The 22,548-nt window shown below is 36.9% G+C and carries 19 protein-coding genes and 1 pseudogene; 14 read left to right on the top strand and 6 right to left on the bottom strand.

Annotated elements, in window-relative coordinates; translation table 11 throughout:
* Positions 1-52 precede the first annotated feature (52 nt).
* Both AC23ME_RS12370 and AC23ME_RS12365 read right to left on the bottom strand, forming a co-directional pair.
* Positions 53-1,177 carry a peroxiredoxin family protein gene (locus tag AC23ME_RS12370; protein WP_487728076.1) on the bottom strand — a complete coding sequence of 375 codons (1,125 nt, stop codon included), beginning with the start codon at positions 1,175-1,177 and terminating at the stop codon, positions 53-55.
* A 55-nt stretch (positions 1,178-1,232) separates the two neighbouring features.
* Positions 1,233-2,246 (bottom strand): redoxin domain-containing protein, encoded by a 1,014-nt coding sequence (locus AC23ME_RS12365; RefSeq protein WP_487728075.1) that lies wholly within the window; start codon positions 2,244-2,246, stop codon positions 1,233-1,235.
* Positions 2,247-3,164: 918 nt separating this feature from the next.
* Between AC23ME_RS12365 and AC23ME_RS12360 the strand changes: the two genes are divergently transcribed.
* From AC23ME_RS12360 to AC23ME_RS12350, 3 genes and pseudogenes are all read left to right on the top strand, one after another.
* Positions 3,165-3,428 carry a hypothetical protein gene (locus tag AC23ME_RS12360; RefSeq protein ID WP_487728074.1) on the top strand — a complete coding sequence of 88 codons (264 nt, stop codon included), beginning with the start codon at positions 3,165-3,167 and terminating at the stop codon, positions 3,426-3,428.
* Positions 3,377-3,709: pseudogene (locus tag AC23ME_RS12355) on the top strand (OmpA family protein); the annotation flags it as partial. The gene AC23ME_RS12360 and the pseudogene AC23ME_RS12355, both read left to right, overlap by 52 nt.
* A gap of 27 nt (positions 3,710-3,736) precedes the next feature.
* Positions 3,737-4,453: a Rossmann-fold NAD(P)-binding domain-containing protein gene (locus AC23ME_RS12350; RefSeq protein ID WP_487728073.1), complete on the top strand. Its 717-nt coding sequence runs from the start codon at positions 3,737-3,739 to the stop codon at positions 4,451-4,453.
* 101 nt (positions 4,454-4,554) lie between these two features.
* Here the strand turns inward: AC23ME_RS12350 and AC23ME_RS12345 are convergent, their stop codons facing one another.
* Together AC23ME_RS12345 and AC23ME_RS12340 are read right to left on the bottom strand one after the other, a co-directional pair.
* Entirely contained in the window at positions 4,555-5,094 is a 540-nt protein-coding gene (locus AC23ME_RS12345) for a M15 family metallopeptidase domain-containing protein (protein WP_487728072.1), read from the bottom strand.
* A gap of 261 nt (positions 5,095-5,355) precedes the next feature.
* Positions 5,356-6,027 carry a response regulator transcription factor gene (locus AC23ME_RS12340; protein WP_487728071.1) on the bottom strand — a complete coding sequence of 224 codons (672 nt, stop codon included), beginning with the start codon at positions 6,025-6,027 and terminating at the stop codon, positions 5,356-5,358.
* A 219-nt stretch (positions 6,028-6,246) separates the two neighbouring features.
* On the opposite strand from AC23ME_RS12340, the gene AC23ME_RS12335 reads away from it, so the two are divergent.
* From AC23ME_RS12335 to AC23ME_RS12300, 8 genes are all read left to right on the top strand, one after another.
* Positions 6,247-6,660, top strand: a complete 414-nt coding sequence (locus AC23ME_RS12335; protein ID WP_487728070.1) for a hypothetical protein — start codon at positions 6,247-6,249, stop codon at positions 6,658-6,660.
* A gap of 2 nt (positions 6,661-6,662) precedes the next feature.
* Positions 6,663-7,307: a hypothetical protein gene (locus tag AC23ME_RS12330; protein ID WP_487728069.1), complete on the top strand. Its 645-nt coding sequence runs from the start codon at positions 6,663-6,665 to the stop codon at positions 7,305-7,307.
* A 22-nt stretch (positions 7,308-7,329) separates the two neighbouring features.
* Positions 7,330-7,947, top strand: coding sequence for a hypothetical protein (locus AC23ME_RS12325; RefSeq protein ID WP_487728068.1), 618 nt, complete (start codon positions 7,330-7,332; stop codon positions 7,945-7,947).
* Positions 7,940-8,725: a sensor histidine kinase gene (locus AC23ME_RS12320; protein WP_487728067.1), complete on the top strand. Its 786-nt coding sequence runs from the start codon at positions 7,940-7,942 to the stop codon at positions 8,723-8,725. Before AC23ME_RS12325 ends, AC23ME_RS12320 begins: the two co-directional genes overlap by 8 nt.
* A 191-nt stretch (positions 8,726-8,916) precedes the next feature.
* Positions 8,917-11,922 (top strand): TonB-dependent receptor, encoded by a 3,006-nt coding sequence (locus AC23ME_RS12315; RefSeq protein WP_487728066.1) that lies wholly within the window; start codon positions 8,917-8,919, stop codon positions 11,920-11,922.
* A gap of 34 nt (positions 11,923-11,956) precedes the next feature.
* Entirely contained in the window at positions 11,957-13,261 is a 1,305-nt protein-coding gene (locus AC23ME_RS12310) for a DUF4876 domain-containing protein (protein WP_487728065.1), read from the top strand.
* Between the two features lie 6 nt (positions 13,262-13,267).
* The gene (locus AC23ME_RS12305; RefSeq protein ID WP_487728064.1) at positions 13,268-14,881 is read left to right on the top strand and encodes a DUF6850 family outer membrane beta-barrel protein; all 1,614 of its coding nucleotides are present in this window, start codon (positions 13,268-13,270) and stop codon (positions 14,879-14,881) included.
* 48 nt (positions 14,882-14,929) lie between these two features.
* Positions 14,930-16,090 (top strand): cytochrome-c peroxidase, encoded by a 1,161-nt coding sequence (locus tag AC23ME_RS12300; RefSeq protein WP_487728063.1) that lies wholly within the window; start codon positions 14,930-14,932, stop codon positions 16,088-16,090.
* Between the two features lie 73 nt (positions 16,091-16,163).
* Here the strand turns inward: AC23ME_RS12300 and AC23ME_RS12295 are convergent, their stop codons facing one another.
* On the bottom strand, positions 16,164-17,939 hold the full coding sequence (locus tag AC23ME_RS12295) for an aminopeptidase P family protein (protein WP_487728062.1): 1,776 nt from the start codon (positions 17,937-17,939) through the stop codon (positions 16,164-16,166).
* 216 nt (positions 17,940-18,155) lie between these two features.
* Between AC23ME_RS12295 and AC23ME_RS12290 the strand changes: the two genes are divergently transcribed.
* Both AC23ME_RS12290 and AC23ME_RS12285 read left to right on the top strand, forming a co-directional pair.
* Positions 18,156-19,637, top strand: a complete 1,482-nt coding sequence (locus AC23ME_RS12290) for an aldehyde dehydrogenase (NADP(+)) (protein ID WP_487728061.1) — start codon at positions 18,156-18,158, stop codon at positions 19,635-19,637.
* Positions 19,638-19,789: 152 nt separating this feature from the next.
* Positions 19,790-21,010: a sterol desaturase family protein gene (locus AC23ME_RS12285; protein WP_487728060.1), complete on the top strand. Its 1,221-nt coding sequence runs from the start codon at positions 19,790-19,792 to the stop codon at positions 21,008-21,010.
* Positions 21,011-21,137: 127 nt separating this feature from the next.
* On the opposite strand, the gene AC23ME_RS12280 is transcribed toward AC23ME_RS12285, so the two are convergent.
* Positions 21,138-21,587, bottom strand: coding sequence for a universal stress protein (locus AC23ME_RS12280; RefSeq protein ID WP_487728059.1), 450 nt, complete (start codon positions 21,585-21,587; stop codon positions 21,138-21,140).
* A 124-nt stretch (positions 21,588-21,711) separates the two neighbouring features.
* On the opposite strand from AC23ME_RS12280, the gene AC23ME_RS12275 reads away from it, so the two are divergent.
* Positions 21,712-22,491, top strand: a complete 780-nt coding sequence (locus AC23ME_RS12275; RefSeq protein WP_487728058.1) for a C40 family peptidase — start codon at positions 21,712-21,714, stop codon at positions 22,489-22,491.
* The last annotated feature ends 57 nt before the right edge of the window (positions 22,492-22,548 follow it).

Here is a 22,548-nt window from a genome sequence, read left to right as displayed (position 1 = left end):
CTTCTTGGTATTTAGCAGTTGTTTATGTTAAATTAACTGGTCACAATCAGAATCATTTAATTACTTTTCCCAAAACCTCCAACAATTCTTTGCCTCTTAAGTTCTTTGCAATGATCTTCCCGGAAGGATCTAATAGAAAATTTGCAGGTATCGCAAAAATGCCATAGTTCACGGAGACTTCATTGTCATATTTCTTCAGATCAGAAACTTGTGTCCAATTTAACCCATCGGCTTTTATGGCATCTAACCAAGCCTTTTTATTGTCGTCCAACGATACGCCTATAATACTAAAGTTCTTTTTGCCGTAAGTGTCAATAGCTGTTACCAAATGAGGGTTTTCGGCCCTGCAAGGTACACACCAGGATGCCCAAAAATCTATTAATACATATTTACCTCGAAAACTGTCTAGTCTCACTGCATTGCCTGCGGTGTCATTTTGTGTAAACCGAGGTGCATAACTGCCGATGAACAAGCTATCAATATAAAATCTTAAATTATCTCCATAGCTATTGTCGGCAATGCTTTTTGGAAATGAATTAAAGATTTCCTTTTTCTCTTGCTCGCTGAAACCTTGAGAGTTTAAGAGTGCTGCATTAGCATAAGAATTTGGATAGGCTTTAAAATGTGCCATGGCATTTTTCCTAGACACCTTATTCAGCGAATCCATCAGTTTTTCCGACAAGCTGATATCCTTGGCACTGTTCGAAACCTTGGCCGCTATCCTCGCATTGCCAGCGGCCTTATATATGTCACTTCCAAAGTAGTTTTTATAGTAGCTTTCGTAAGCCGCTGCAGTTTCGTTGCCCGTAAAAGTCGCTTCGCTTAAGCTTGTCCCTGGGATGTTAAATGCTATTGCTCCTTCGGCCAAACAGACTGTTTTGAATCCTTTAATATTCTTACCTCGTAAAGTATAGACTTCGCCATTTCTAACATTAACGGTTGTATTGAACTGTCCATTTTTAACAATCATTGATGGTTTTTCCATCACAGCTTTGCTTTCCCGTTTTTGCCTTTCTGTATATCGGTTAGGATACAAAGGCAAGAGGTAGATTTCGGTACTATCTGCCAAATTTGGTGCATGTCCAGTAATTTTCAACTGTTTTTGGGCATAACAGATTTCTGTGCAGATGGCTAGGAATAGGATAAGGGTGTTTCTGAATATGAATGTTGTTGGCATAAGAATGTTAATTAAATGTGATGGATTTTTAAGGTTATGCTTTGATAGGTTAAACTTATTTTGTTTCAAACACTTCCTTTAGTTTCTTTTCAAGTTCATTTCCTCTGAGATTTCTAGCTATGATTTTCCCGGTTGGATCAAGTAGAAAGCTTGCTGGGATCGAACCCAGTTTATAAAGTTTCCTAGAAACTACGTTTTCCCATCCGTTGAGATCTGAAACGTTAGCCCACACCATCTGATCCTTCTCAATAGCTTGAAGCCACAAACTGGCGTTATCATCCAGAGAAACACTTAGGATATCAAACCCCTTACTTTTAAAATTTTGATGGACTTTAATCAGATAGGGAGTTTCTGCTCTACAAGGTACACACCACGATGCCCAAAAGTCGATAAGGACATATTTACCACGATAATCTAATAAGGAAACTACCTTATGTTCACTGCTATTTTGAGAAAAAAGAGGCGCAGTTGCACCAATGCTTAAGTTTTCAACGTGATATTGTAATGCTGACCCAATTGAACCGAGAAGGTTTTCTTTTGGAATTAATTGATAAAAACGTTTCAGTTCAACGTCGGTTAGCCGTGGTATCAGTCCAAAGAGAATGCTTGAGGATAGTGGAGATGAGAGGTTTTCCTGTAGCCATTTTATTCTAGAAGCATGCTGTTCGTGTTTTGGTAATGAGGATAACTTAAGGTTGAATTCTTGTATTTCTTGATGAATGCTATTTCCCGTTAACTCATAAAGACTAAGGTCTGTGTTCTTAAAGTCTATCCTAGTATTTTGTGGAAGTAGGCGAAAGATTTTGCTGTGTCTTTCCTTGTTGCTGGTAATCTTGATCACATAAGCTTCGAGGCCATCTGCTTTAACTGTAAATTCAAATTTTCCATCTAGAATAGTGCACTCAGTTTCCTTGCTTTCCAAGCCTAACGAAGGTTGGTAAATAGGAAAGATGACCATTTTTTCGTTGTTGAGTTTAGGATCTATTGTACCACTAACGGTAAAGTTTGTAATCGCCATTACATTTATAATCCCAAAAAGCATTAGTAATAGAAGAGCAGTTTTTTTCATTTGTTTTCCATTAGTGCCCAACATCAGAGAAGGAGCAGTTTATTTGTCTCATAAATATGTATAATGCAAGCAGTTATCTAAACTAAGGATTTAGTTTTTTATTCGCAAGAAAAGCTTTACGAATAAATCACTTACGACCTTAAAATGCTTGTATTTGCTTATCTTTCTCTTCGGCCGTCTATCACTATTTTATGGGATACGTGCTTCACACTTTTTTACTTTAGAGAAGAAACTTTACTAGTTGTAGAATTGACATTGGATCTAGGGGCTTATGTTGTTGTAACGCAACTAATTTTGTTGTACCATTTCTTAATAGTTGGATAGAACAAAATTAATCCATTAAGCGGATAGAACACTTTTTAAAATATTGGTTTTCTAGCTAAGGAAATTGATATATCCTAATACACGCTATCCATATTCCCTAAATCTCTCATATTTTGCTAAAAATAAGCCTAGTGTGCTTAAACAAGGTTTTGCGTAGGAATAAAAATTTGAAAAGGATAGTACAATGATCTTACAGTTATCGTCAAGCGCTCCCCAACTCGATGGCAAAATGCAAAACGTCGAAGAAACAATATAGATACAATACCTGTGGAAACGAATCTATCCACCTTAAATGTCTCATTTTTCTTAAAACCTCAAGCTATAACTGGTAGGCGACTAATGCTGTTTAACTTGTTGATTATCATAGTGTTTATGAGGTGTGTGTAGATGTGAGTAGTCAAATTTTTTGTAGCCGATTTTATTCTATTTTTCTTTGCATCGTCAAAAAAAAGTTACAGTCTGTTGGGCTGTATAAACAAGATTAGCGATCACATTCTCGTCACTCTCTTAACAATTGATAAATGTTCCTAAGAACAGGTTTCAGAAAAGTAAAGGTTTTGATTTAGAAATGTGAGTTTAAGATAAAGATGATATATGAACAAACGTTTATTATTTGGTTTTAGTTTATTCTTCAGTTTTACTGTTGCGTTTGCGCAGCAAAAAGTAAAAGATGGGACAGCTGGTAATTCAAATTTACCAAACAAAGATGCATTGCTAGAATTGGAAAGCACAAAGAGAGGCTTGCTCCATGCAAGACTTCCTCTTGTAGCTACTACAAATCCAGCACCTTTGTCGGCTCACGTTGCTGGTATGATTTTGATAAATCTAACATCAGAAAAGATGCAGCTGTGGAACTAGATAAGTTAGTGAAAATTATGAAAGACAATCCTAACATTTGGATTGAGTTAGGTTCTCATACAGATAGCCGTGGAAATGATCAGTACAACCAGTGGTTATCGCAAAGTAGAGCAAATTCTGCTGTACAGTATATCATAGATAGGGGTGTTTCTAAAAACAGAATTACAGCTAAGGGCTATGGCGAAAGTAGATTGAAAAATAAATGTGCCAATGGAGTTAAATGTACAGAAGCTCAACATCAGTTAAACAGACGTACAGAATTCACAATTGTGAAGCAGTAGTGGTATTAACGCTTAAATTTTGAATCTATGACATATAAGGTAATCATAACTGGTGCCAATAATTTCGTTGGCGAGGGCATATTGCTAGAGTGTCTAAACGATGCATCTATCTCCGAAATTTTGCTGGTGAGCAGATGGGAAAATCCAGTACGGCATCCAAAGGTTAAGCAAGTGCTTATTCCAGATTTTTTAAATCTTGATGATTTTGAAAAGGAATTGACCGGTTATGATGCTTGCTTCTATTGTGCATCTATAGATTCGATGTATCTAAGTGAGCATATCTATAAACAGATTGTGTTTGATATTACACTGAATTTTGCAGTGAAATTATTGATGCTTAATCCAGATATCAAATTCAATTACCTATCACATAGCAAAGCAGATAGAACAGAAACCAGTAAACTAGCTTCGGCTAGAATGATAGGTAGAACGGAAGATGCGCTAAATAAACTACTCTTCAAAAGGCTGCATCATTTTAGACCGGGATGGATAAAACCTCTCCAATCACAGAAAATTTTTGGTTTTCGCCGTAACTTCAAAAAAATCTTACATCCATTTGCTGAAATTTTAATGCCAAATAAGGTGGTTACCATGAAACAAATTGCAGCAGCGATGATAAATGTTTTGACGAAAGAATATCCGGAAAGAACAATTAGATCAAAAGACATTAAGTTTTTAGAAAAACGTCATTACGATAAACTTTATCAAGTGAACAAGTTTAGCGAAGATGCTTTCGATTTGTGACTGGCTGATAAAATCGATTAAAACGTTAAAAGCTCTGACGGATCAGAGCTTTGGAAGTGGTTCTTTATAGGAACCGGTTGAGAGCTAAATATTTGAATGCTTTATGAAGCAATTAAGCTTATTTGAGCATCTTTTCTTCGATATAATTCACTGATCATTTCTTTTTCGCTCATGCTTGTAGCCCAAGTTGGACGAAGTTCGAAGTAACGTAAGTTAGATAAGAAAGGATGATTGCCAGCCCAGGTTAATCCTATAGTTTCTCCTATTCTACCAACCTTGTCATAAAACACCTGATGGTCTAAATACTTAAGCTGACCGCAAGCAGAACTTTCATATATGCCAATGCCGAAAGCTAAACCAAAATTGTGATAGGTAAAATCCATCTGGTTTTCAGTAGCTTCATAAGCTGCAGAAATATCAAAATTCAGATCGTTGATTAAGCATCTTCTTATCACCGTGTTCCTACTTAATATCTTAATGAAAAGCCCGTGGGCCGCACAATGGCTGATCAGTTCTTTCACTATCGGAAGAATCTCGTTCGAGATGTTACGAAATTGATCTTCTTCTGCGGTAAAACTACCTACAGATACCATATCATCGGCAACATGGTTGCTCATTGGGTAAGAAAAGTAATGCTTCATTTTATTCCTTGTTTGTTTAGCTGAGAGCCTTATTTTCAACACTACTAAGTGACAAAGAATAAAATGAGTTAACTAGAGCGGTTTTGCTTGTAGTGCTAAACAGGTAAGTTTACGTGATAACTAGGTAAAATTACGTGGTGGTAATCAGATAGGAATAAATTTGTGGGAAATATGAGTTTTATGGTCAAATTTCTAAAATCTTTTTCATTGCAAGGGAGAGGTCAATAGACGATCATCAAGATAAACTATTTTGGGAATGCTTTAGTTAGAAAGCTCGTCTATTTCTACTAGTTTATGTTTAAGTGCATACAAAACAAGACCAGCGGTATTTCTGCTGCCCGTTTTCGCTAAAAGGTTATTTCTATGTCCCTCTACGGTTCTATTACTTAAAAATAATTTTTCCGCAATTTCTACACTGCTGAACTGTTTACAAATCAGTTGCAGTACTTCAAGTTCTCGTGGCGAAAGCGGGTTTTCATTTTGATCTAGACTTAAAGGTTGAGGTTTTTTTATCAGCCCTTTTCTCATGATCTCTAACATTGGCATCGTGAAATAGAAATCATTTTTGTGAACTTCTCTAATTGCTTTTTCCACTTCTTCTGGTTCGGCATTCTTGGCAAGGTATGCATTTGCGCCCGCTTGTATGGTTGCTAAGATGTGGTGTTCAGCTTCGTGAATAGTTAAAATAATAACGCCAATAGAAGGATGTGTTTCCTTAATAACTTTTAAAGCTTCTAAGCCATTCATCTCTGGCATAGACAAATCCAATAAAATGATATTTGGTATTACTTCTGCTTGTTCCAAATTTGTTAACAGCTGTCTTCCGTTTTCAGCTTCGAATAATATCTTCATGCTTTCGAACGAATTAACTAATGCAATCATTCCTTTTCTGAATAATTTTTGATCATCTGCTATTGCTACGTTAATTGTCATTTAGAAATACGGCTAAAAAATTATTTTAAATATGAATTTGTGCAAATAAGCCTAAAAAAATTATTTATTAATTAAATTAATATGCTTGATATGCAACGATGAATAAAAACAAGTATTTTATTTCAATTGCAAATATCATTTTTTTATTAGATTCGACAAAAAATAAACCAAACTTAAAACTTTTAAAAGTGAGTTTTAAGCTACCCTCAATAACAAACGATGAAGTCTAAAATTAACATACCAACAGTTCCTCTTCAAGAGGCTATCGATCGCGTAACACGCTTTCGCAATCAATTAATTGACAAAGTTCCAGAAACCAACATTCCGAGAGCTGTATTTATTCCAATTGCAGATTTGATGGCTATTATCGAAAAATTTCAAAGTTTGGACGATCATGGCAATATCAGAAATTCGCTAACTGGCGTAAGGGCATATTTTGCAGTGAAAGAAGGTGATGAGGATTTGGCAGATGATGTTACAGCACTTATTGTACCTGTAGATCTAGCCGGATCAGACATTGTTGCCCATACAAATGGATTAGGAGGCGATGAAGAAGACGATAGTGATATCTATGATTTTACACAGCCCTGCCCAAGTAAATGTGATGAAGATAGTCCGCTTTTTATCCAGTAGTTTTGAATAATTTTTTCATGGGAATTCTCGTTCCCCTAACTATACTTTTGCCTATCGGTATGTTTATCTATAAGAACAACTATTCCGATAGGCCATTAACAATTATTTTTTGTTATTTAGTTGCCGCTGGACTTATTAATGCTGCCGCCGTTACTTTGGCAAAAAACGGCATACGTAACCTGCCCTTATTGCACCTTTATACTGTAGTAGAAACTGTTTTTTTTCTTAGTTATTTCTATCTTATTTTTAATAGTGCTAAAATTAAAAGGTTTTTAATATATGTGATGATTGCTTTTGCGATTTTTTGCATCATTAATTTAGCTTTCATTCAGAGTATCTTTACGCACAATACCCACACCCGGCCCTTAGAAGCCTTAATTATCACTTCAACTTGTTTATTGTACCTTTATAGAACTGGCTTTTCTGAAGATTGGTTGGGTTCGCCTATTAACTGGATAAATGTGGGAATACTAATGTATTTTCCCGCAGCTAGTCTCATTTTTATTCTGTCTAATTACTTTACTTTCATCATGACAGATGACGAGATGACCAGCTTAATCTGGAACTTGCATGCGTTTATGGTATTTGGTATGTATCTATTCTTTACAAAGGCTTTTAGTCTAATTAGGCGAAAGAAGAATGTTTAGGAGTATTTTGACCGGGTTTTTGGTGCCTTTAAGTATTCTTATTCCGATAGGCGTTTTTTTGCCAAAATATATTTATGCAAGTAGGGCAGAAAAGACACTGTTCTTTTATCTAGTTACTGCTGGTATCATCAATGCAATTGGGATATGTTTAAGTAATTATGGTATTAAAAATCTCTTCCTATTACACATTTACACTATATTAGAGACTGTTTTTTTTCTGCGGTTTTTTTTCTTTGCGTTTCAAGATAGTGGTATAAAAAAGGTTCTGCTTGTTGCTATTTTTGTATTACCCTTGCTATTTATTGCTAATTTTCTGTTTCTCCAAAGTATCAACGAGTTTAATACCTATACCAGACCAGTAGAGGCTATTATGATAACGACTATTAGTTTGTTATTTTTATATAGAAGCGGTTTTGTAGAAGATTGGTTGAAACACTCAAGTAGTTGGATTAATATTGGTATTTTAGTTTATTTTCCGGCAGCAACGCTCATATTTATACTTTCCAATTATTTTGTATTTGTAACCTCTAACAGACAGTTAAATCTTATAATTTGGGATATACACTCCATTTTAGTTTTGGGAATGTATTTAGCATTTGCCAAGGCTTTTGGTTTGATAAAAAGAAGTACAAATGGTTGATAACGTTTATTTGCTGGTATTCTACGGAGTAGTGTTGTTACTTGTTTTGGTGGCATCCTTTTTATTGTTCTATATTAGAAACCAAGGCGTGGTTTGGCGCCAGAAGAGAGAGATGCAAGAAACGCAGTTAGCGCAACAAAAGGAATTGCTAAGTGCGGTTATCGATTCGCAGGAGGTTGAACGTAAAAGGATAGGTCAAGATTTGCATGACGAAATTGGTGGAACGCTTTCTGCCATCAAATTAATGCTCAATTCCTTAAAAAACAAAGTAACCGAGCCCCAAGAAGAGGTGCTTACAGACGCCAAAGAACTAATAGATAAGATGATTGTTGATGTGAGACATATTTCGCATGATTTATCGCCTCCGGGTTTAGCTGTGTTTGGAGTTTTTGCATCTGTAGAAGCTTTTGTAGCACTGATTAACAATACTGGTGAAATTTCGATTTTATTGGAAAGTGACAGCGAAGTAGAGAATGTACAGCTGCCAGAAAAATCTTCATTGGCGTTGTTTAGGGTGCTTACCCAATTAGTTAATAACACGCTGAAGCATGCGCATGCCACTGAGATTGCTATTAAATTTACACTGTCTGATACGGAACTTTCTATTTTTTATAAGGATAACGGTAGGGGATTTGATATGCAGATTTTGGATCAGAGAAATGGTATGGGGATGCAGAATATCCAAAGTAGGTTGCAAATGATTAATGCTAATTATCAAATAACTACCGCCGTAGGCCAAGGTTTTGCGATATCAATGCAATGCCCCCTAGTTAATTAGTTAACTTAATTCTAAAAGATGTTTTCTCGATTGGTGTTGTCACATTGTACTTCTAAAAGTATGGCATCTAGCAATCTACATTAAATTAGTGGATTTTTATTTTGACTTAGTCTAAATAACCTTATATTTGCGGCAATTTGCTACGTAGCTATGCGCTCTCTAGTCTACTAGGCAAAATGATTTGCCGATAAATGAGTGTATTTACAAACTTTTCTGACGAAACTAAAAGAACTGATATAAAAAGTATTCTGCTTTTTTTTGCGGTTTTTGTTGGGTTTGTGGGTAGTGCTTCTGCGCAGTTTTCTATTTCAGGAAAGGTGCTTAATAGACGTAATCAAGAGCCTGTAGATTTCGCTATCGTAGCTGTTCCGAATAGCGGACTTTGGGCAAATGCAAATGCTAAAGGCGAATTCATCATTAAAAATATCCCTGCTGGTAAAGTAAAATTGAGTGTGCAATACCTAGGTTTTGTAAAACGCGAATATGAATATACACTTGATAAAAACATAAGCGGTTTAATTTTATTGATGGATGAAGACAACCTGACCTTGTCTCAAATTGAAATTACCGCAAAAAAAGGAACTGATTTAGCGACTTCGTTTCTGATGGATAGAACGGCGTTGGATCATATCCAGATCCAAAGTGTAACGGATGCTGCTGCATTATTGCCTGGTGGTAAAACAAGACAGCCTGTATCGCTCGCATCTACATCTGAGCAACGTTTTCAAATTAATGGGTACTCTTTAGAAAGAGGAAATGCAACATTTGGTGTGGGAGTAGAGGTTGATGGTGTGCGACTATCTAACAATGGTTTACGGGATCTATCTGCTTCTACTTCGGTTGTACAAGGCGTTGATACTAAGAATATTTCTACCAGCAATATCGAATCGATAGAAATAATCACAGGAATTCCGTCTGTAGAACATGGTGATATGACCAATGGAATGGTGAAGATTAATACGCGTAAAGGTTTGTCACCTTATTTATTAGAATTAGCTGCACGACCAAATACAAAACAAGTTGCGCTAAATAAAGGAATTAGTTTGGGCGAAAATAACGGGGTGCTCAATTTTGGAATTGATCATACCAAATCGATTGCTAACCTAGCTTCCCCGTTTACTATTTATGATAGAAATACTATCTCTCTCAACTATAACAACACCTTTAATAGAAAAAACGAACAGCCAATTACTTTTAACGTTGGTATTACTGGAAATAAAGGTGGATTTAATTCTAAACGTGATCCAGATTTGCTAAGAAATACTTACGAAAAACAAAATGATAACACAATTAGGGCCAATGTTTCTGCAAAATGGTTGTTGAATAAACCTTGGATTACCAATTTAGAAGCCTCTGGTAATATCAACTATAATGATAGAATAAGTGAGGTTAGCGTTCTTAAAGAAACGTCTTCCTCTACACCTTCTGTTCGTACCAGGCAAGAAGGATATCATGTAGGCCAGCCCTACGCCATTAATCCAAATGCGCCAATCATTTTAATTCCATTGGGCAGGTGGTACGAGGTAGAATTTCTCGACAACAAACTCATCAATTACAATGCCCGTTTAAAAGGGAACTGGTTCAAAAAAATCGGTAAAATAGATAATAACTTTTTGTTAGGTGGCGATTTCAGTGTTAGTGGTAACAATGGCCGCGGTAGGTATTATGGTGACATTGCTACCGCACCATCTTGGCGTGAATATCCTTATAGCCTAGAATCGTTTACCAATAACTATGCTGCTTACGCAGAAAACTCGATAACTATTCCCATCAATAAATCTACGTTACAAATAGTTGGAGGTGTACGTTCTGAAGTTACTTCTATCGGTGGATCAGAATATGGGGATATTTTAAACTGGTCGCCTAGAGCTAATGTGAAATATACGTTTTGGGAAAAGGAAAGTGGTTTGATGGAAGATCTGAGCGTAAAAGTTTCATGGGGTAAGACTGTGAAGTTGCCTGGGTTTGATGCCTTGTATCCAACACCTTCATTTAAAGATGTTAGAACTTTCGAGGCAGGTACAACTGCGAGTGGAGAAACTTTCTATGGTTACTACACGCTTCCAAGAACTAGGATTTTTAATTCTAATTTACAGTGGCAGAACAATGTGCAGCAAGAAATTGCAATAAGCACGACTATTGCCGGTAATCGTATTTACGTAACGGCTTCAAGAGATCGAACGAATAATCCTTATATATCGGGTAGTACTTATGAGCCCTTTTATCACAAATTCACTAGTCAAAAAGACTTAGAGGCATCTACAATTCCTCAAAACAACAGAATTTATACTGTAGATGCTACTGGAGTAGTCACTGTAACAGACGCTACCGGAGCAAGGCCTAGCGAGACGCTTTCATACACTGATAGGTATGAGTTTTTATCAAATGGATTTTATCAGAACGGTTCGCCCGTTACACGACATAGAATTACTTGGACCGTGGATTTTAAACAGATCAAAGCACTTCGGACAGCATTTAGGATAGATGGAAATTATTATCAATATAAAGGATTGGAAGAAACTGTAATAGCTTCTATGCCAAATTCTACCCAATTGATGAAAAATGGACTGGCTTATAAATATATTGGATTTTACGTTGGTGGTGCAAATTCAGCCAATGGCAGTATTACTAGATCTGTAGATATGAATTTTACTGTTACTACACATATTCCCGCAATTAGATTAGTTTTATCAGCTAGGTTGGAAGGCTCATTTTATAGCTTTTCTAGAAGTTTAAGCGAAGCCAATGGAAAAGAAAGAGGCATTGTATTAGATAATAGAGATGCTTATGAACCATCAACTACAATGTCCGGAATTTATGGAGGCAATCGCTTTGTAGCCACTTATCCGGATTACTACACTAGTCTTGACGATTTATCAGCCAAAATTCCATTTGCAGAAAAATTCTTGTGGGCAAAAACCAACGATCCAGATCTATATAATGAGTTGGCAAAACTGGTAGTTAAAAGTAATTACAATTATAACTTCAATGTAAATACTACATCTAACTATTATTCGGCCAACCTTAACGTAACAAAAGAGATCGGACGATTTGCTTCGCTATCGTTTTTTGCAAATAATTTCTTTCACAATATGGGCAAGGTACGCTTTTTAAATAACGGAAATGTGGCGTCTTTATTTAATAGCAGTTTTATCCCTGCATTTAATTACGGCGCATCATTAAGATTAAAATTTTAAACTCAATTATACAATATATATAAACTCAATTATTATGAAAAAAATAGCATACTTAATGCTTTTTACGGTTGCAGTTCTTTTTTCTTGTAAGAAAGACAAAGGCATCAGTGTACATTCAGTAACAGTTCAATTAACGTATCCTTCAGCAAGTGCCTTTAGTGTGGCCGAAGGTGTAACTGTAAAGTTAACAGGAAAAGGTACAGCTTTCGAAGCTACGACTAACGCTGAAGGTAAAGCAACACTTTCGGTACCAACGGATATCTATGAAATTTCTGCGAGTGATGTAAGATCTAGTGCGGGAACAGCATTTGTTTATAACGGATTAAAATCTAATGTAGCAATTGTTGATGGTTGGAATTCGAATGAAGTGATTAAGTTAGAGCTTACTGAAGCAAAAACATCACAATTGGTAATTAAGGAAGTTTTTGTTGGTGGTACTCCAAAAGGAGATGGTACTGCTTTTAGTTATGATGGCTACATCGTAATTTACAACAATTCAAATTACGTTGCAAACACTAATAATTTATGTATTGGTGCTATCGGTGCATTAAATGCACATGGAACAAATGCTTTTTATGTAAACGATAAGTTAATGTATGAGAACGAAGGCTGGATACCTGCAAACTCTGGTTTCTGGTATTTCCAACAAAACGTAACCATTAAACCAGGCGAACAAATTGTAGTGGCTTTATATAATGCTGTAAATAATACGCTTACGTTTGCCAACTCTATTAATTTTGATAATAAGGATTACTATGTAACCTATGATGTTGCTGGTCAATATAGGAACGTTAATTATTATGTTACTCCAGCTGCATCAATACCAACTTCACATTACTTAAAATCTGTAAGTTATGCAGCAGGTAATGCTTGGGTACCAAGTTTCTTAACACCAGGTGTATTTCTTTTCGAAACTAAAGATACAACTCCAGCAGCTTTCGGAGCTGATGTAACTAATGTTGTTTTATCTTCTAATAAGAAAGTGCCTGTAAGTTGGGTGGTTGATGGTATCGAGTCTTTCTTATTAAACAATACAAATAATAGAAAGCGCTTTTTGCCTTCTATTGATGCAGGTTATGTTTACCACGTTAATAGAGAAGGTTATTCTATTTACAGAAACGTAGATGAGGCTGCTACCAAAGCTATTGCCGGAAACGAAGCTAAATTGAAATACGGTTATGCATTGGGTACTACCGCAGCAGGAGGTACAACAGATCCAAGCGGTATTGATGCTGAAGCGTCTATCAAGAATGGTGCTCGTATCATTTACAAAGACACAAATAATTCTACCAACGATACGCATTTGCGTAGCAAAGCATCATTAAGAACTAACTGGTAGCTCGTAATGGGTTTAGGAAAAATATATAGTGCTTTATTGTTATTTATTGGCGGAGTATTTTGCTCCGCCAATATTATGGCGCAATCAAGCGATAGTACTTTTGCGGATATAGACTTTGTGCGCAAAAGTAACGTTTGGTCATTTTCGGATAATGCGGCAGGTTTGAAGTACTTTTCTATATCCCAAATATCCGAGGCACAGTTATTTTTTAGTAAAGCTGATGGAGATTTTAGAAATTACCATCAGTCTAGTAATAGCTATCAATATGGTCTACGTGCGCAATCTATTTATCGTATTAATCCCAAAATTGTTTTTAGTGGCGAAGTAGATTACACTAATTTTAAAGGAAAGCAAATGGGAGGATCTTCTTTTATCGATCCCTATTTGAATGCCATAGATATTACTGAGACAGATTTGGCGGATATAGGCACGAAACAATTAGAAAACTACCATTTAAAAGGAGCAGTTAGTGCCCAATTGAGCTCTAGGTTTACACTTGGAGGAAAAATTGATTACCAAACAGCAAATTTTGCGAAGATGAAAGATATCCGACATATTAATAAATTGTTGGATATGAATTTATCTGTAGGAGCTGCTTACAAATTGAGTGAGGCGATAGAATTTGGCGCAAATTACACTTACGATAGAAGGATTGAAAGCGTGATCTTCCGTGTGTTTGGAAACAGGGTGAAAGTATTCACTTCCTTGGTGAACCTTGGTGCCTTTTTTGGTAGATCAGAAACGTTTAGCGATTATGGATACACCGCAGATGGCAGTCTAAGACCCTTAACAAATTTTAGTCAAGGAGGTTCACTACAACTTAATCTTAAACTCAATGATAGAGTGAGATGGTTTAATGATTTTGGTTACAGCAAAATAAATGGCTTTTTTGGTGAAGAAGGCACGTCAGATATTAAATTTACGGACCATTCTGCAGATCAATTTGCTTATAAAGGTGTGATTTCAGTGTTGGGAAATAAAGATCAGCATTTTATTTCCGTTAATGCAACTTACCGAAACTTAATAAACTTAGAAAATGTGCATCGTAGAGAAACATCTGCCGGTGGTAATTCGGTTATTATTTATTACGGTACAAGTGAGGCTTTAGACCAACAGCAATTTAATGCCAATTTAGCATATAGTTTTTTCAGAGATGTGCAATCCAATAATCCAAAATGGGCTTTTGATGCTGCAGTAGATTATTTTCGTCGTCAACAAACCACAACTTTATACCCATTTTATCGAGATCAAACCATAAATAGTTACCAAGCTAAAGCAAATGTGAAACGAAATATCGTTAAAGCAAATGCGATGTACAGCTTTGCTATTGGTTTAGGCTATGGATCTGGTAGCGGTATTGCTAAGTATGATGGTTTATATGTTACGCCATCATCTTCCCAAGCGGCTCCAACTAGCATGGATATATACCTTTACCAAGAATTCGAATACTTTACCAAGCCTCGAGTAATGGCCAATGTAAGTTTACAATACACCAAAAAGATGAAGCAAAATATTGCTCCCTATGCGAAATTGAGCTACAATTACACTAAAGCTTTTGATACCCAATTTTTAGGCGGTAGTTTTGGCATTGCTGGAGCAAGTGTGGGCTGTAATTTTTAGTGCTCAAAATCAAAATTTTAAACAAAACATATTCTTATTTTTGCGGGGATGAACAAGATGAAGTTTTTTGTAGCGGCTGGATTATTAGTCATTTTTAGTTTGCTGCATTTTTCGTTTAGAGAAATTGCTTATACATCTAGCGGTGTGCTGGTGGATAGCTTACGTAATTTATATGAACGACCAGTTGCACAATGGCCAAAGCCAAATGTAGATAGTGGGGTAAAATGGCAAGAATTTAAAGCACTGCCAGAAGTTGATAGTAAAAAATACTTCACTACAATGGAGAGCGCACAAGTTGTGCTGGGCAAAAATCTTTTCTTCGATCCGATACTTTCTGGCTCGAATCAGATTTCTTGTAGCAGTTGCCATAACCCGCAAACTTCATGGGCCGATAAACTTTCTGTTTCTATTGGCCACGATCATGCTTCTGGTAACCGAAATACACCATCGCTCTTAAACGTAGCCGAGCGTAAAACTTTCTTTTGGGATGGTAGAGCTACTACTTTAGAAGACCAGGTGAAAAGTCCGATAGAGGCGCACAATGAAATGGCAATGAACTTAAAAGAATTGCCAACAAAGTTGAATAAAATAAAAGCCTATAAGGAACTAGTTAAGAAAGCTTACGGTACAGATAAAATTACTTTTGATCATGTAGCAAAAGCATTAGCGAGTTTTCAACGTACATTAACAAGTAGAAGAAGTCGTTTTGATAGGTTTCTAGAAGGCGAGTACAAGCAGTTAACAGATAAAGAAGTAGAGGGATTGCACTTGTTTCGCACCAAAGCTAGGTGTATCAATTGCCATAATGGACAGTATTTTACCGACGAAAGTTTCCACAACATTGGCTTAACTTACTATAAACGTAAGTACGAGGATTTAGGGAGGTACAATGTGACTAAAGATCCAAATGATGTGGGGAAATTCCGTACTCCATCGTTAAGAGATGTAATGAACACAAGCCCATGGATGCACAACGGTTTGTTTGATAACATTACAGGTTTGCTGAATTTGTACAACAGCGGTATGCAGATGAATACGGCAAAGCCAGAGCAAAAAGCCGCTGATCCAATGCATCCGGTTACCGACCCCTTGATGAAGAAATTGAACCTTACCAAAGACGAAATACAAGCGGTAGTTGCATTTTTAGATGCGATAACAGCAACACAATATAAAATGCATAGGCCAGAGCAACTGCCTAGAGACAAATAAAAAAAGCCGAGCAATTGCTCGGCTTTTTTTATTATTTAGCCCTCTGTGGCTACGCAATCTCTCCCGGAGGGGCTTATATCTCCTTCGTCATTTCCTTTAAAAAAGCTTTCTCATCATCATTTAATAAAGGACTTACCTTTTCATAAACCTCTTGATGATATTGATTTAACCAATTGATGTGCGAAGTTTCCAATAATTCCTTTTTAACTAATGTAGTATCGATAGGAGCTAGGGTCAAACTTTCGAAAGCATAAAATTCGTTAAATTCATTTGTTTCATCTTTAATCGTTAACACTAGGTTTTCGATACGGATACCATGTTTACCGTTACGATAAATGCCAGGTTCGATAGAAGTGATAGTGCCTAGCTCAATAGCAATTGGCGTTGCCGAAGCATTAAACACATGCGGACCTTCGTGAACATTTAAATAATAACCTACACCATGTCCGGTGCCGTGACCATAATTTAAAGCATAATCCCACATTGGTCTGCGGGTAATCGCATCAATTTGGTAGCCGCAAGTTCCTTTCGGGAAACGATTTTTACAGCCTTCAATCATCGCTTTTAGCACCAAAGTATAGTCTGTACTTTCTTCATCAGTGTTATTTCCCATTGGTATTACACGGGTAATATCTGTTGTTCCGTAAAGATACTGACCACCAGAGTCTACCAAGAACAAACCATCGGCTTCAATAGCTACATCGCTTTCTGGGGTAGCTGCATAATGCGGCAAAGCACCATGCGCTTTGTAACCTGCAATGGTATTGAAACTTTCACCCACAAAACCTTCTTGCTCAGCTCTAAAGTTTTTCAAAACCTCTGCAGAAGAAAGCTCCGTGATTTCAACCTTACCAATATTTTCTTTCACCCATTTAAAGAACTTGGTCATTGCTGCTCCGTCTTTAATCATCGCTTTGCGGGTATTGGCAATTTCAACTTCGTTTTTAACTGCTTTTAAGTAGGTAGATGGATTGGTTTCTATCACCTTTTGTACGGCAGCAGGTACCTGCTTATACATAAAATAGCAGTTACGTTTTGGGTCTATTAAGATATTGCTGTTTGCTGGCAATTGTTGTAAATCCGCTGCTAATGCATCATAAGCCGAGATAGTAACACCTTGATTAGCCAAAGTAGCCAAATCATCAGCAGTTAGTTTGTCCTTATCGATATAGATGGTTGCTTTATCTTCTGTAATTAAAGCGAAACTCAGTACCACTGGGTTATAACCTACATCTTGACCTCTAAGGTTAAAAATCCAAGCCATATCATCTAAGGAAGACACCAAATGATAAGCTACGCGTTGTTTTTTTAATGAAGCTCTAATCGCTGCCAATTTACTTGGCACAGATTGTCCAACTACTTCTTCAGTCAATAAAAAAGCAGGTTCGGCAGGTAGTGCAGGTCTTCCACTCCAAATTTGGCCAACGTAGTCTCGGTTTTCAAATTGGATATTTTTAAATGCTAGTTGCTTCTCTAATTGTAATCCTAGTAAAACAGAAACAGTCTTTTCATCGAAAGCAATTTTAGCACCTTCAGCTAGTTTGTCGCCTAACCAATCTATGTATTCGGCCATGCCTTGCGCTTGTAATTTTACCAGCTCAAAGCCACTGCCTTTTAATTGGTCTTCGGCTTGTACGAAATACCTAGAGTCTGCCCATAAACCAGCAAAATCTTGTGTAATTACTACCGTGCTAACCGAACCAGTAAATCCGGTTATAAAAGGAATACTTTTATAAAAATTGGGCAAATACTCGCTGATATGCGGATCTGCTGATGGAATAATATAGGTATCAACACCATCCTTTTTCATCAAATCACGGATGGCAGCTAACTTTTCTAAGTGTGTCATTTGTATAATATGTTAGTATTTCAAAGTAATGGATAATTTTTCAGTTTTTAGTTGATAATTGTCAGTTTACAGTTAAACAACTACAACGAAAAACAAAAGTAATGACCAATAACCAGTTTACAGTATGCAGTTAGCAATGCAAACAATTAACCGATTAAACAATTCAAACAGTTAACCATAATAACAATCCCTACCTTTAGCTGTTAATCAATAACTATGTATACAGACCACAGCACCACCGAAATCGATAATATCTTAAGCAAATCTCAAGCAGCGTTTTATCAATATAAAAATTCATCGCTTAAAGAAAGAGCTAATTTTATGCGTGCTATTGCTTTAGAAATAGAAGCTTTAGGAGAAGAACTGATTAAAACGGCGGCAGAGGAAACTCATTTATCGGAAAAGAGATTATACGCAGAGCAGAAGCGAACTATGTTTCAGTTAAATAGCTATGCAGATGCTACAGAGCGAGGCGATTGGTTGGAGGTTCGTATTGATGTAGGCAATGGAAACACTACTCCACCAAAACCTGATTTGAGAAAGATGTTGGTGCCTTTAGGACCAGTTGTAGTTTTTGGTGCAAGTAATTTTCCTTTTGCTTATTCAACTGCTGGTGGTGATACCGCCTGTGCCTTTGCGGCTGGCTGTCCGGTGATTGTAAAAGCGCATCCTGCACATGTAAAAACTTCAACCTTGGTAGCAAACGCTATTTTGGCAGCCACTGATAAATGTAAAATGCCAGCAGGGGTTTTTGCTCACGTGTACGGCGCTGATTTCAAAGTTGGAGAGTACTTGGTAAAACACGATGTGGTAAAAGCGGTGGGTTTTACAGGTTCTTACGGCGGTGGAAGAGCGTTGTTTGATTTGGCTTCGCAACGTAAAATGCCAATTCCAGTGTTTGCAGAAATGGGCAGCATTAATCCCGTGTTTCTGTTGCCGGACAAATTGGAAAAAGACCATCAATGGATTGCGGAACAATTAAGTAAGTCAATTACACAGGATATGGGACAGTTTTGTACCAACCCAGGTTTAATGATTGCTATTAAAAGTGAAGCTTTGGATTTGTACATCGAGCAGCTGACAGAGAAAATAAAAGAAGTAGCGCCTGCAAAAATGCTTCACAAAGGCATTGCCAAAAACTTTACCGAAAATAGAAATAAGGCAGTTGCTCAAGAGGGGGTAGAAATGATTTACGAAAGTGGAAATCAAGCTGACAATGAAAATGGAATTATTACCATTACTAAAGTTACTGCGAAGTCGTTTTTAGCAAACCATCAATTGCATGAAGAGGTATTTGGACCGTATTCGTTATTGGTAATCTGCGATAACGAGCAGGAGCTATTAGCAGTTGCTGAGCACTTAGAAGGTCAGCTAACTACTACTTTAATGGCTTCGCCTGCAGATATCAACCAACATCAGCAATTGCTCGATATACTCAGAGAAAAGTGCGGGCGTTTTGTGCTGAATGGCGTTCCTACTGGTGTTGAAGTTGTGTTGGCGATGCATCACGGAGGTCCGTTTCCATCTTCTACCGATAGCAGATTTACGGCGGTAGGGGCAGATGGTATCAAACGTTTTGCTAGACCAGTGAGTTTTCAAAACTGGGATGACGAGTTTTTGCCGCAGGAATTGAAAAACGAAAATCCATTGGATATTTGGCGTACTGTCAATAATAATTTAACAAAGGACTCTATATAAAAAAAATAAGCCACAGATACACAAGTTATTTACACTACGCTTTTCAATGAAATCTGTGTATTTGCGGCTAAAATATAAAAGTCTATAGAAATAGTAGTTTTTAATTTGTTTTCCTATTTTTGATTTTCAATCTGTTTTTTTAAACTTTGAATATGGAAAATGTAAACTACCTAGCATTTGCTATACCCGCCTTCTTTCTATTCGTCTATTTAGAATATAGACTTGCCGTGAGCAAAAAGAAGGCACACTTGTTTAAATACGAAAGTTCGGTTTCTAATTTCAGTATTGGCATTGCAGAAAGATTATTGAACCTTTTCATCGCTGCCAGCTTTTACGAATTGTTCAACTACGTCTATCAAAATTATGCTTTGTTCAACATCTCCAATGCTTGGTGGGTGTGGATTGTACTGCTTTTAGCCACCGATTTTGTCTGGTATTGGTATCACCGATTAGGTCATGAAGTGAATTTCTTTTGGGCAGCGCATATCGTTCATCACCAAAGTGAAGAATTTAATCTGACCGTTTCCGCACGTATTACAACATTTCAGGCACTAATTAGAGGTGTTTTTTGGTGTGCGCTGCCGTTTTTAGGTTTTCATCCGTTAATGGTGGCGGTAATTTTAACCGTACACGGGGCTTATTCGTTTTTCACGCATACGCAGATGATTGGCAAACTCGGTTGGTTAGAAAACATTCTGATAACACCATCTCTACACGGTATACATCACGCCAGTGACGACAAATATTTGGATAAGAACTATGGGGACGTATTTACTTTTTGGGATAAAATGTTCGGTACGTATCAAAAGGAGGAGGAGGCGCCAACTTATGGTTTAACACATCCCATAAAAAGTAACAGTTTTTTGTGGCAACATTTTCATTATTACTTAGAGATCATAGAAGCTTGCAAAAGAACAAATGGTTTTGCCAATAAATTAAAAGTGATTTTCGGTAGTCCGGCATTATTAGACCAAGATATTCGGCCTGTATTAGAACGTAGGTATCTGCAACATAAAGTGAAACCAACAGCTAAATTTAAACTGAAGGGTTATATCAATATCCAGCTGGTGTTGAGTGTTTTAATATTAACATTTGTGACTGCTTTTTGGTCTTATTTAGATTTAGAGGATGGTATTTTGATTGCATGCTTTGTGCTTATCACCTTGATTAATTGCGGTGCATTGTTAGAGCAACGTAAATGGATTTATTACTTAGAATGTTTTAGGTTAATCTTGTTATTCGGCTTTGTTTTCTATAAACTAGATTGGGTAGAGCTAATATTCTTGCCTACCATTATCCTCATTATATTAGAGCGAACTTTTGCGCTGAGCAGCTTGTACAAAAGCTATGTGTTGAGATATGAAGAAGCGTAAAAAATTAGTCACAGATACACAGATGATTATTGAAAAATAAAAACGTAATCTGTGCATCTGCGGCTATACTATACAATGTTATAACTATTTTTTGTTGGGTTAGCAGCTCCCCTTTAGAGGGCTGAGGTTAAACCTCTGCCTTGTTTGGTACAATTAACACTGGGCAGGCGGATTTCCTAGCTACGTGTTCGGCTACGCTGCCCATTAAAAAGTGGTTTAATCCGGTTCTGCCGTGGGTGCCGATAACGATCAAATCTGCTTGCCACTCTTCCGACTGTTGTAAAATACCATTTGTAGCAGTGTCTAAAACAGATAAATAGGTGGTTTTTCTATCGTTACCAAATCTGCCCTCAATTTCTTTCAATAGTACATGGCTATTTTCAACGCTGTTATCGTATAGGTCTACTATTGCAGGGGTAAATCCAAAATCTGGATTTGCTATTGGTGGTGCAGGTTCTACGATGTTCAATAAGGCTACCTCGGCACCATATAATGAAGCCATTTCATAGCCAACTTTAGCTGCTTTTTCTGCAGAAACACTGTTGTCTACTGCAATTAAAATTCTTTTATAATTCATGGCATTGTTCTTTTGTTTCAACTAAGTAACAAAAAGTCAGCTATAAAGTTTCCCACAATTGGGCATAAAATAGGCTGATAGTTATCACTTATTTCATTATTTTTAACGCATTACAATTTAATATATGGATAAGTATCACGTTTGTCGCATTGCCGTAGCACCTTTAAGAAGTGAACCTTCTGATAGAAGCGAAATTGTTTCTCAATTGCTTTTTGGCGATAGAGTAGTTGTGTTAGAAAAGACCGAAAAGTGGTGTTTGGTAAAAACGCATCATGATAATTACGAAGGTTGGATGGACCATAAGCAATTGCAGCAAATTACTGCTTTGCAATATAATGACGAGCAGAGCTATAAATATGTAACTGCCATTAACTTTGATAATCGTTTAGTAACTGATAGCGGCGAAGTGTATTACCTAAGCCAAGGAAGTACGCTGCCATTTTACGAAGATGGTTACTGTTATTTGGGCGATAACCGTTTCGAAGTGAAAACTGAGCCTTTTGTTCCAAATCCAGCAGAATTTACTAATAAAGTAGAAGCAACTGCAAAGTTCTTTCTAAACTCTCCATACTTATGGGGCGGTCGCACATTCTTCGGTATCGACTGTTCTGGCTTTGTGCAAACCGTTTACAAATTGTTAGGGAAACAACTGCGCAGAGATGCTTCGCAGCAAGTGGAAGAGGGCGAGTTGGTAGATTTTCTAGCTTCTGCGAGAATGGGAGATTTAGCTTTCTTTGATAACGAAGAAGGAAAAATTATTCACGTAGGGATGATGTTAGGCAACGATAAAATTATACATTCGGCTGGCAAAGTGAGGATAGACCCAATAGATAACCAAGGAATTTATAACATGGAACTGGATAGGTATTCGCACAAGTTGAGAGTGATTAAGAGGTTTGTTTAAAAGCCTTTTAAAGCGCCCCTCAATGTTTAAGTTAGGAAGGTTTAATCCGTTGGCGGG

This window comes from Pedobacter sp. T50_32 (assembly GCF_057652195.1).
Note: the sequence above shows the minus strand (reverse complement) of the source record. Positions and strands in the feature narration are given on the sequence as shown.

Excerpts from the sequence above, each read along its gene's own strand:
- AC23ME_RS12370 (WP_487728076.1), bottom strand. The coding sequence starts at position 1,177 with ATGCCAACAACATTCATATTCAGAAACACCCTTATCCTATTCCTAGCC.
- AC23ME_RS12365 (WP_487728075.1), bottom strand. The coding sequence starts at position 2,246 with ATGAAAAAAACTGCTCTTCTATTACTAATGCTTTTTGGGATTATAAAT.
- AC23ME_RS12360 (WP_487728074.1), top strand. The coding sequence starts at position 3,165 with ATGAACAAACGTTTATTATTTGGTTTTAGTTTATTCTTCAGTTTTACT.
- AC23ME_RS12350 (WP_487728073.1), top strand. The coding sequence starts at position 3,737 with ATGACATATAAGGTAATCATAACTGGTGCCAATAATTTCGTTGGCGAG.
- AC23ME_RS12345 (WP_487728072.1), bottom strand. The coding sequence starts at position 5,094 with ATGAAGCATTACTTTTCTTACCCAATGAGCAACCATGTTGCCGATGAT.
- AC23ME_RS12340 (WP_487728071.1), bottom strand. The coding sequence starts at position 6,027 with ATGACAATTAACGTAGCAATAGCAGATGATCAAAAATTATTCAGAAAA.
- AC23ME_RS12335 (WP_487728070.1), top strand. The coding sequence starts at position 6,247 with ATGAAGTCTAAAATTAACATACCAACAGTTCCTCTTCAAGAGGCTATC.
- AC23ME_RS12320 (WP_487728067.1), top strand. The coding sequence starts at position 7,940 with ATGGTTGATAACGTTTATTTGCTGGTATTCTACGGAGTAGTGTTGTTA.
- AC23ME_RS12315 (WP_487728066.1), top strand. The coding sequence starts at position 8,917 with ATGAGTGTATTTACAAACTTTTCTGACGAAACTAAAAGAACTGATATA.
- AC23ME_RS12310 (WP_487728065.1), top strand. The coding sequence starts at position 11,957 with ATGAAAAAAATAGCATACTTAATGCTTTTTACGGTTGCAGTTCTTTTT.
- AC23ME_RS12305 (WP_487728064.1), top strand. The coding sequence starts at position 13,268 with ATGGGTTTAGGAAAAATATATAGTGCTTTATTGTTATTTATTGGCGGA.
- AC23ME_RS12300 (WP_487728063.1), top strand. The coding sequence starts at position 14,930 with ATGAACAAGATGAAGTTTTTTGTAGCGGCTGGATTATTAGTCATTTTT.
- AC23ME_RS12295 (WP_487728062.1), bottom strand. The coding sequence starts at position 17,939 with ATGACACACTTAGAAAAGTTAGCTGCCATCCGTGATTTGATGAAAAAG.
- AC23ME_RS12290 (WP_487728061.1), top strand. The coding sequence starts at position 18,156 with ATGTATACAGACCACAGCACCACCGAAATCGATAATATCTTAAGCAAA.
- AC23ME_RS12285 (WP_487728060.1), top strand. The coding sequence starts at position 19,790 with ATGGAAAATGTAAACTACCTAGCATTTGCTATACCCGCCTTCTTTCTA.
- AC23ME_RS12280 (WP_487728059.1), bottom strand. The coding sequence starts at position 21,587 with ATGAATTATAAAAGAATTTTAATTGCAGTAGACAACAGTGTTTCTGCA.
- AC23ME_RS12275 (WP_487728058.1), top strand. The coding sequence starts at position 21,712 with ATGGATAAGTATCACGTTTGTCGCATTGCCGTAGCACCTTTAAGAAGT.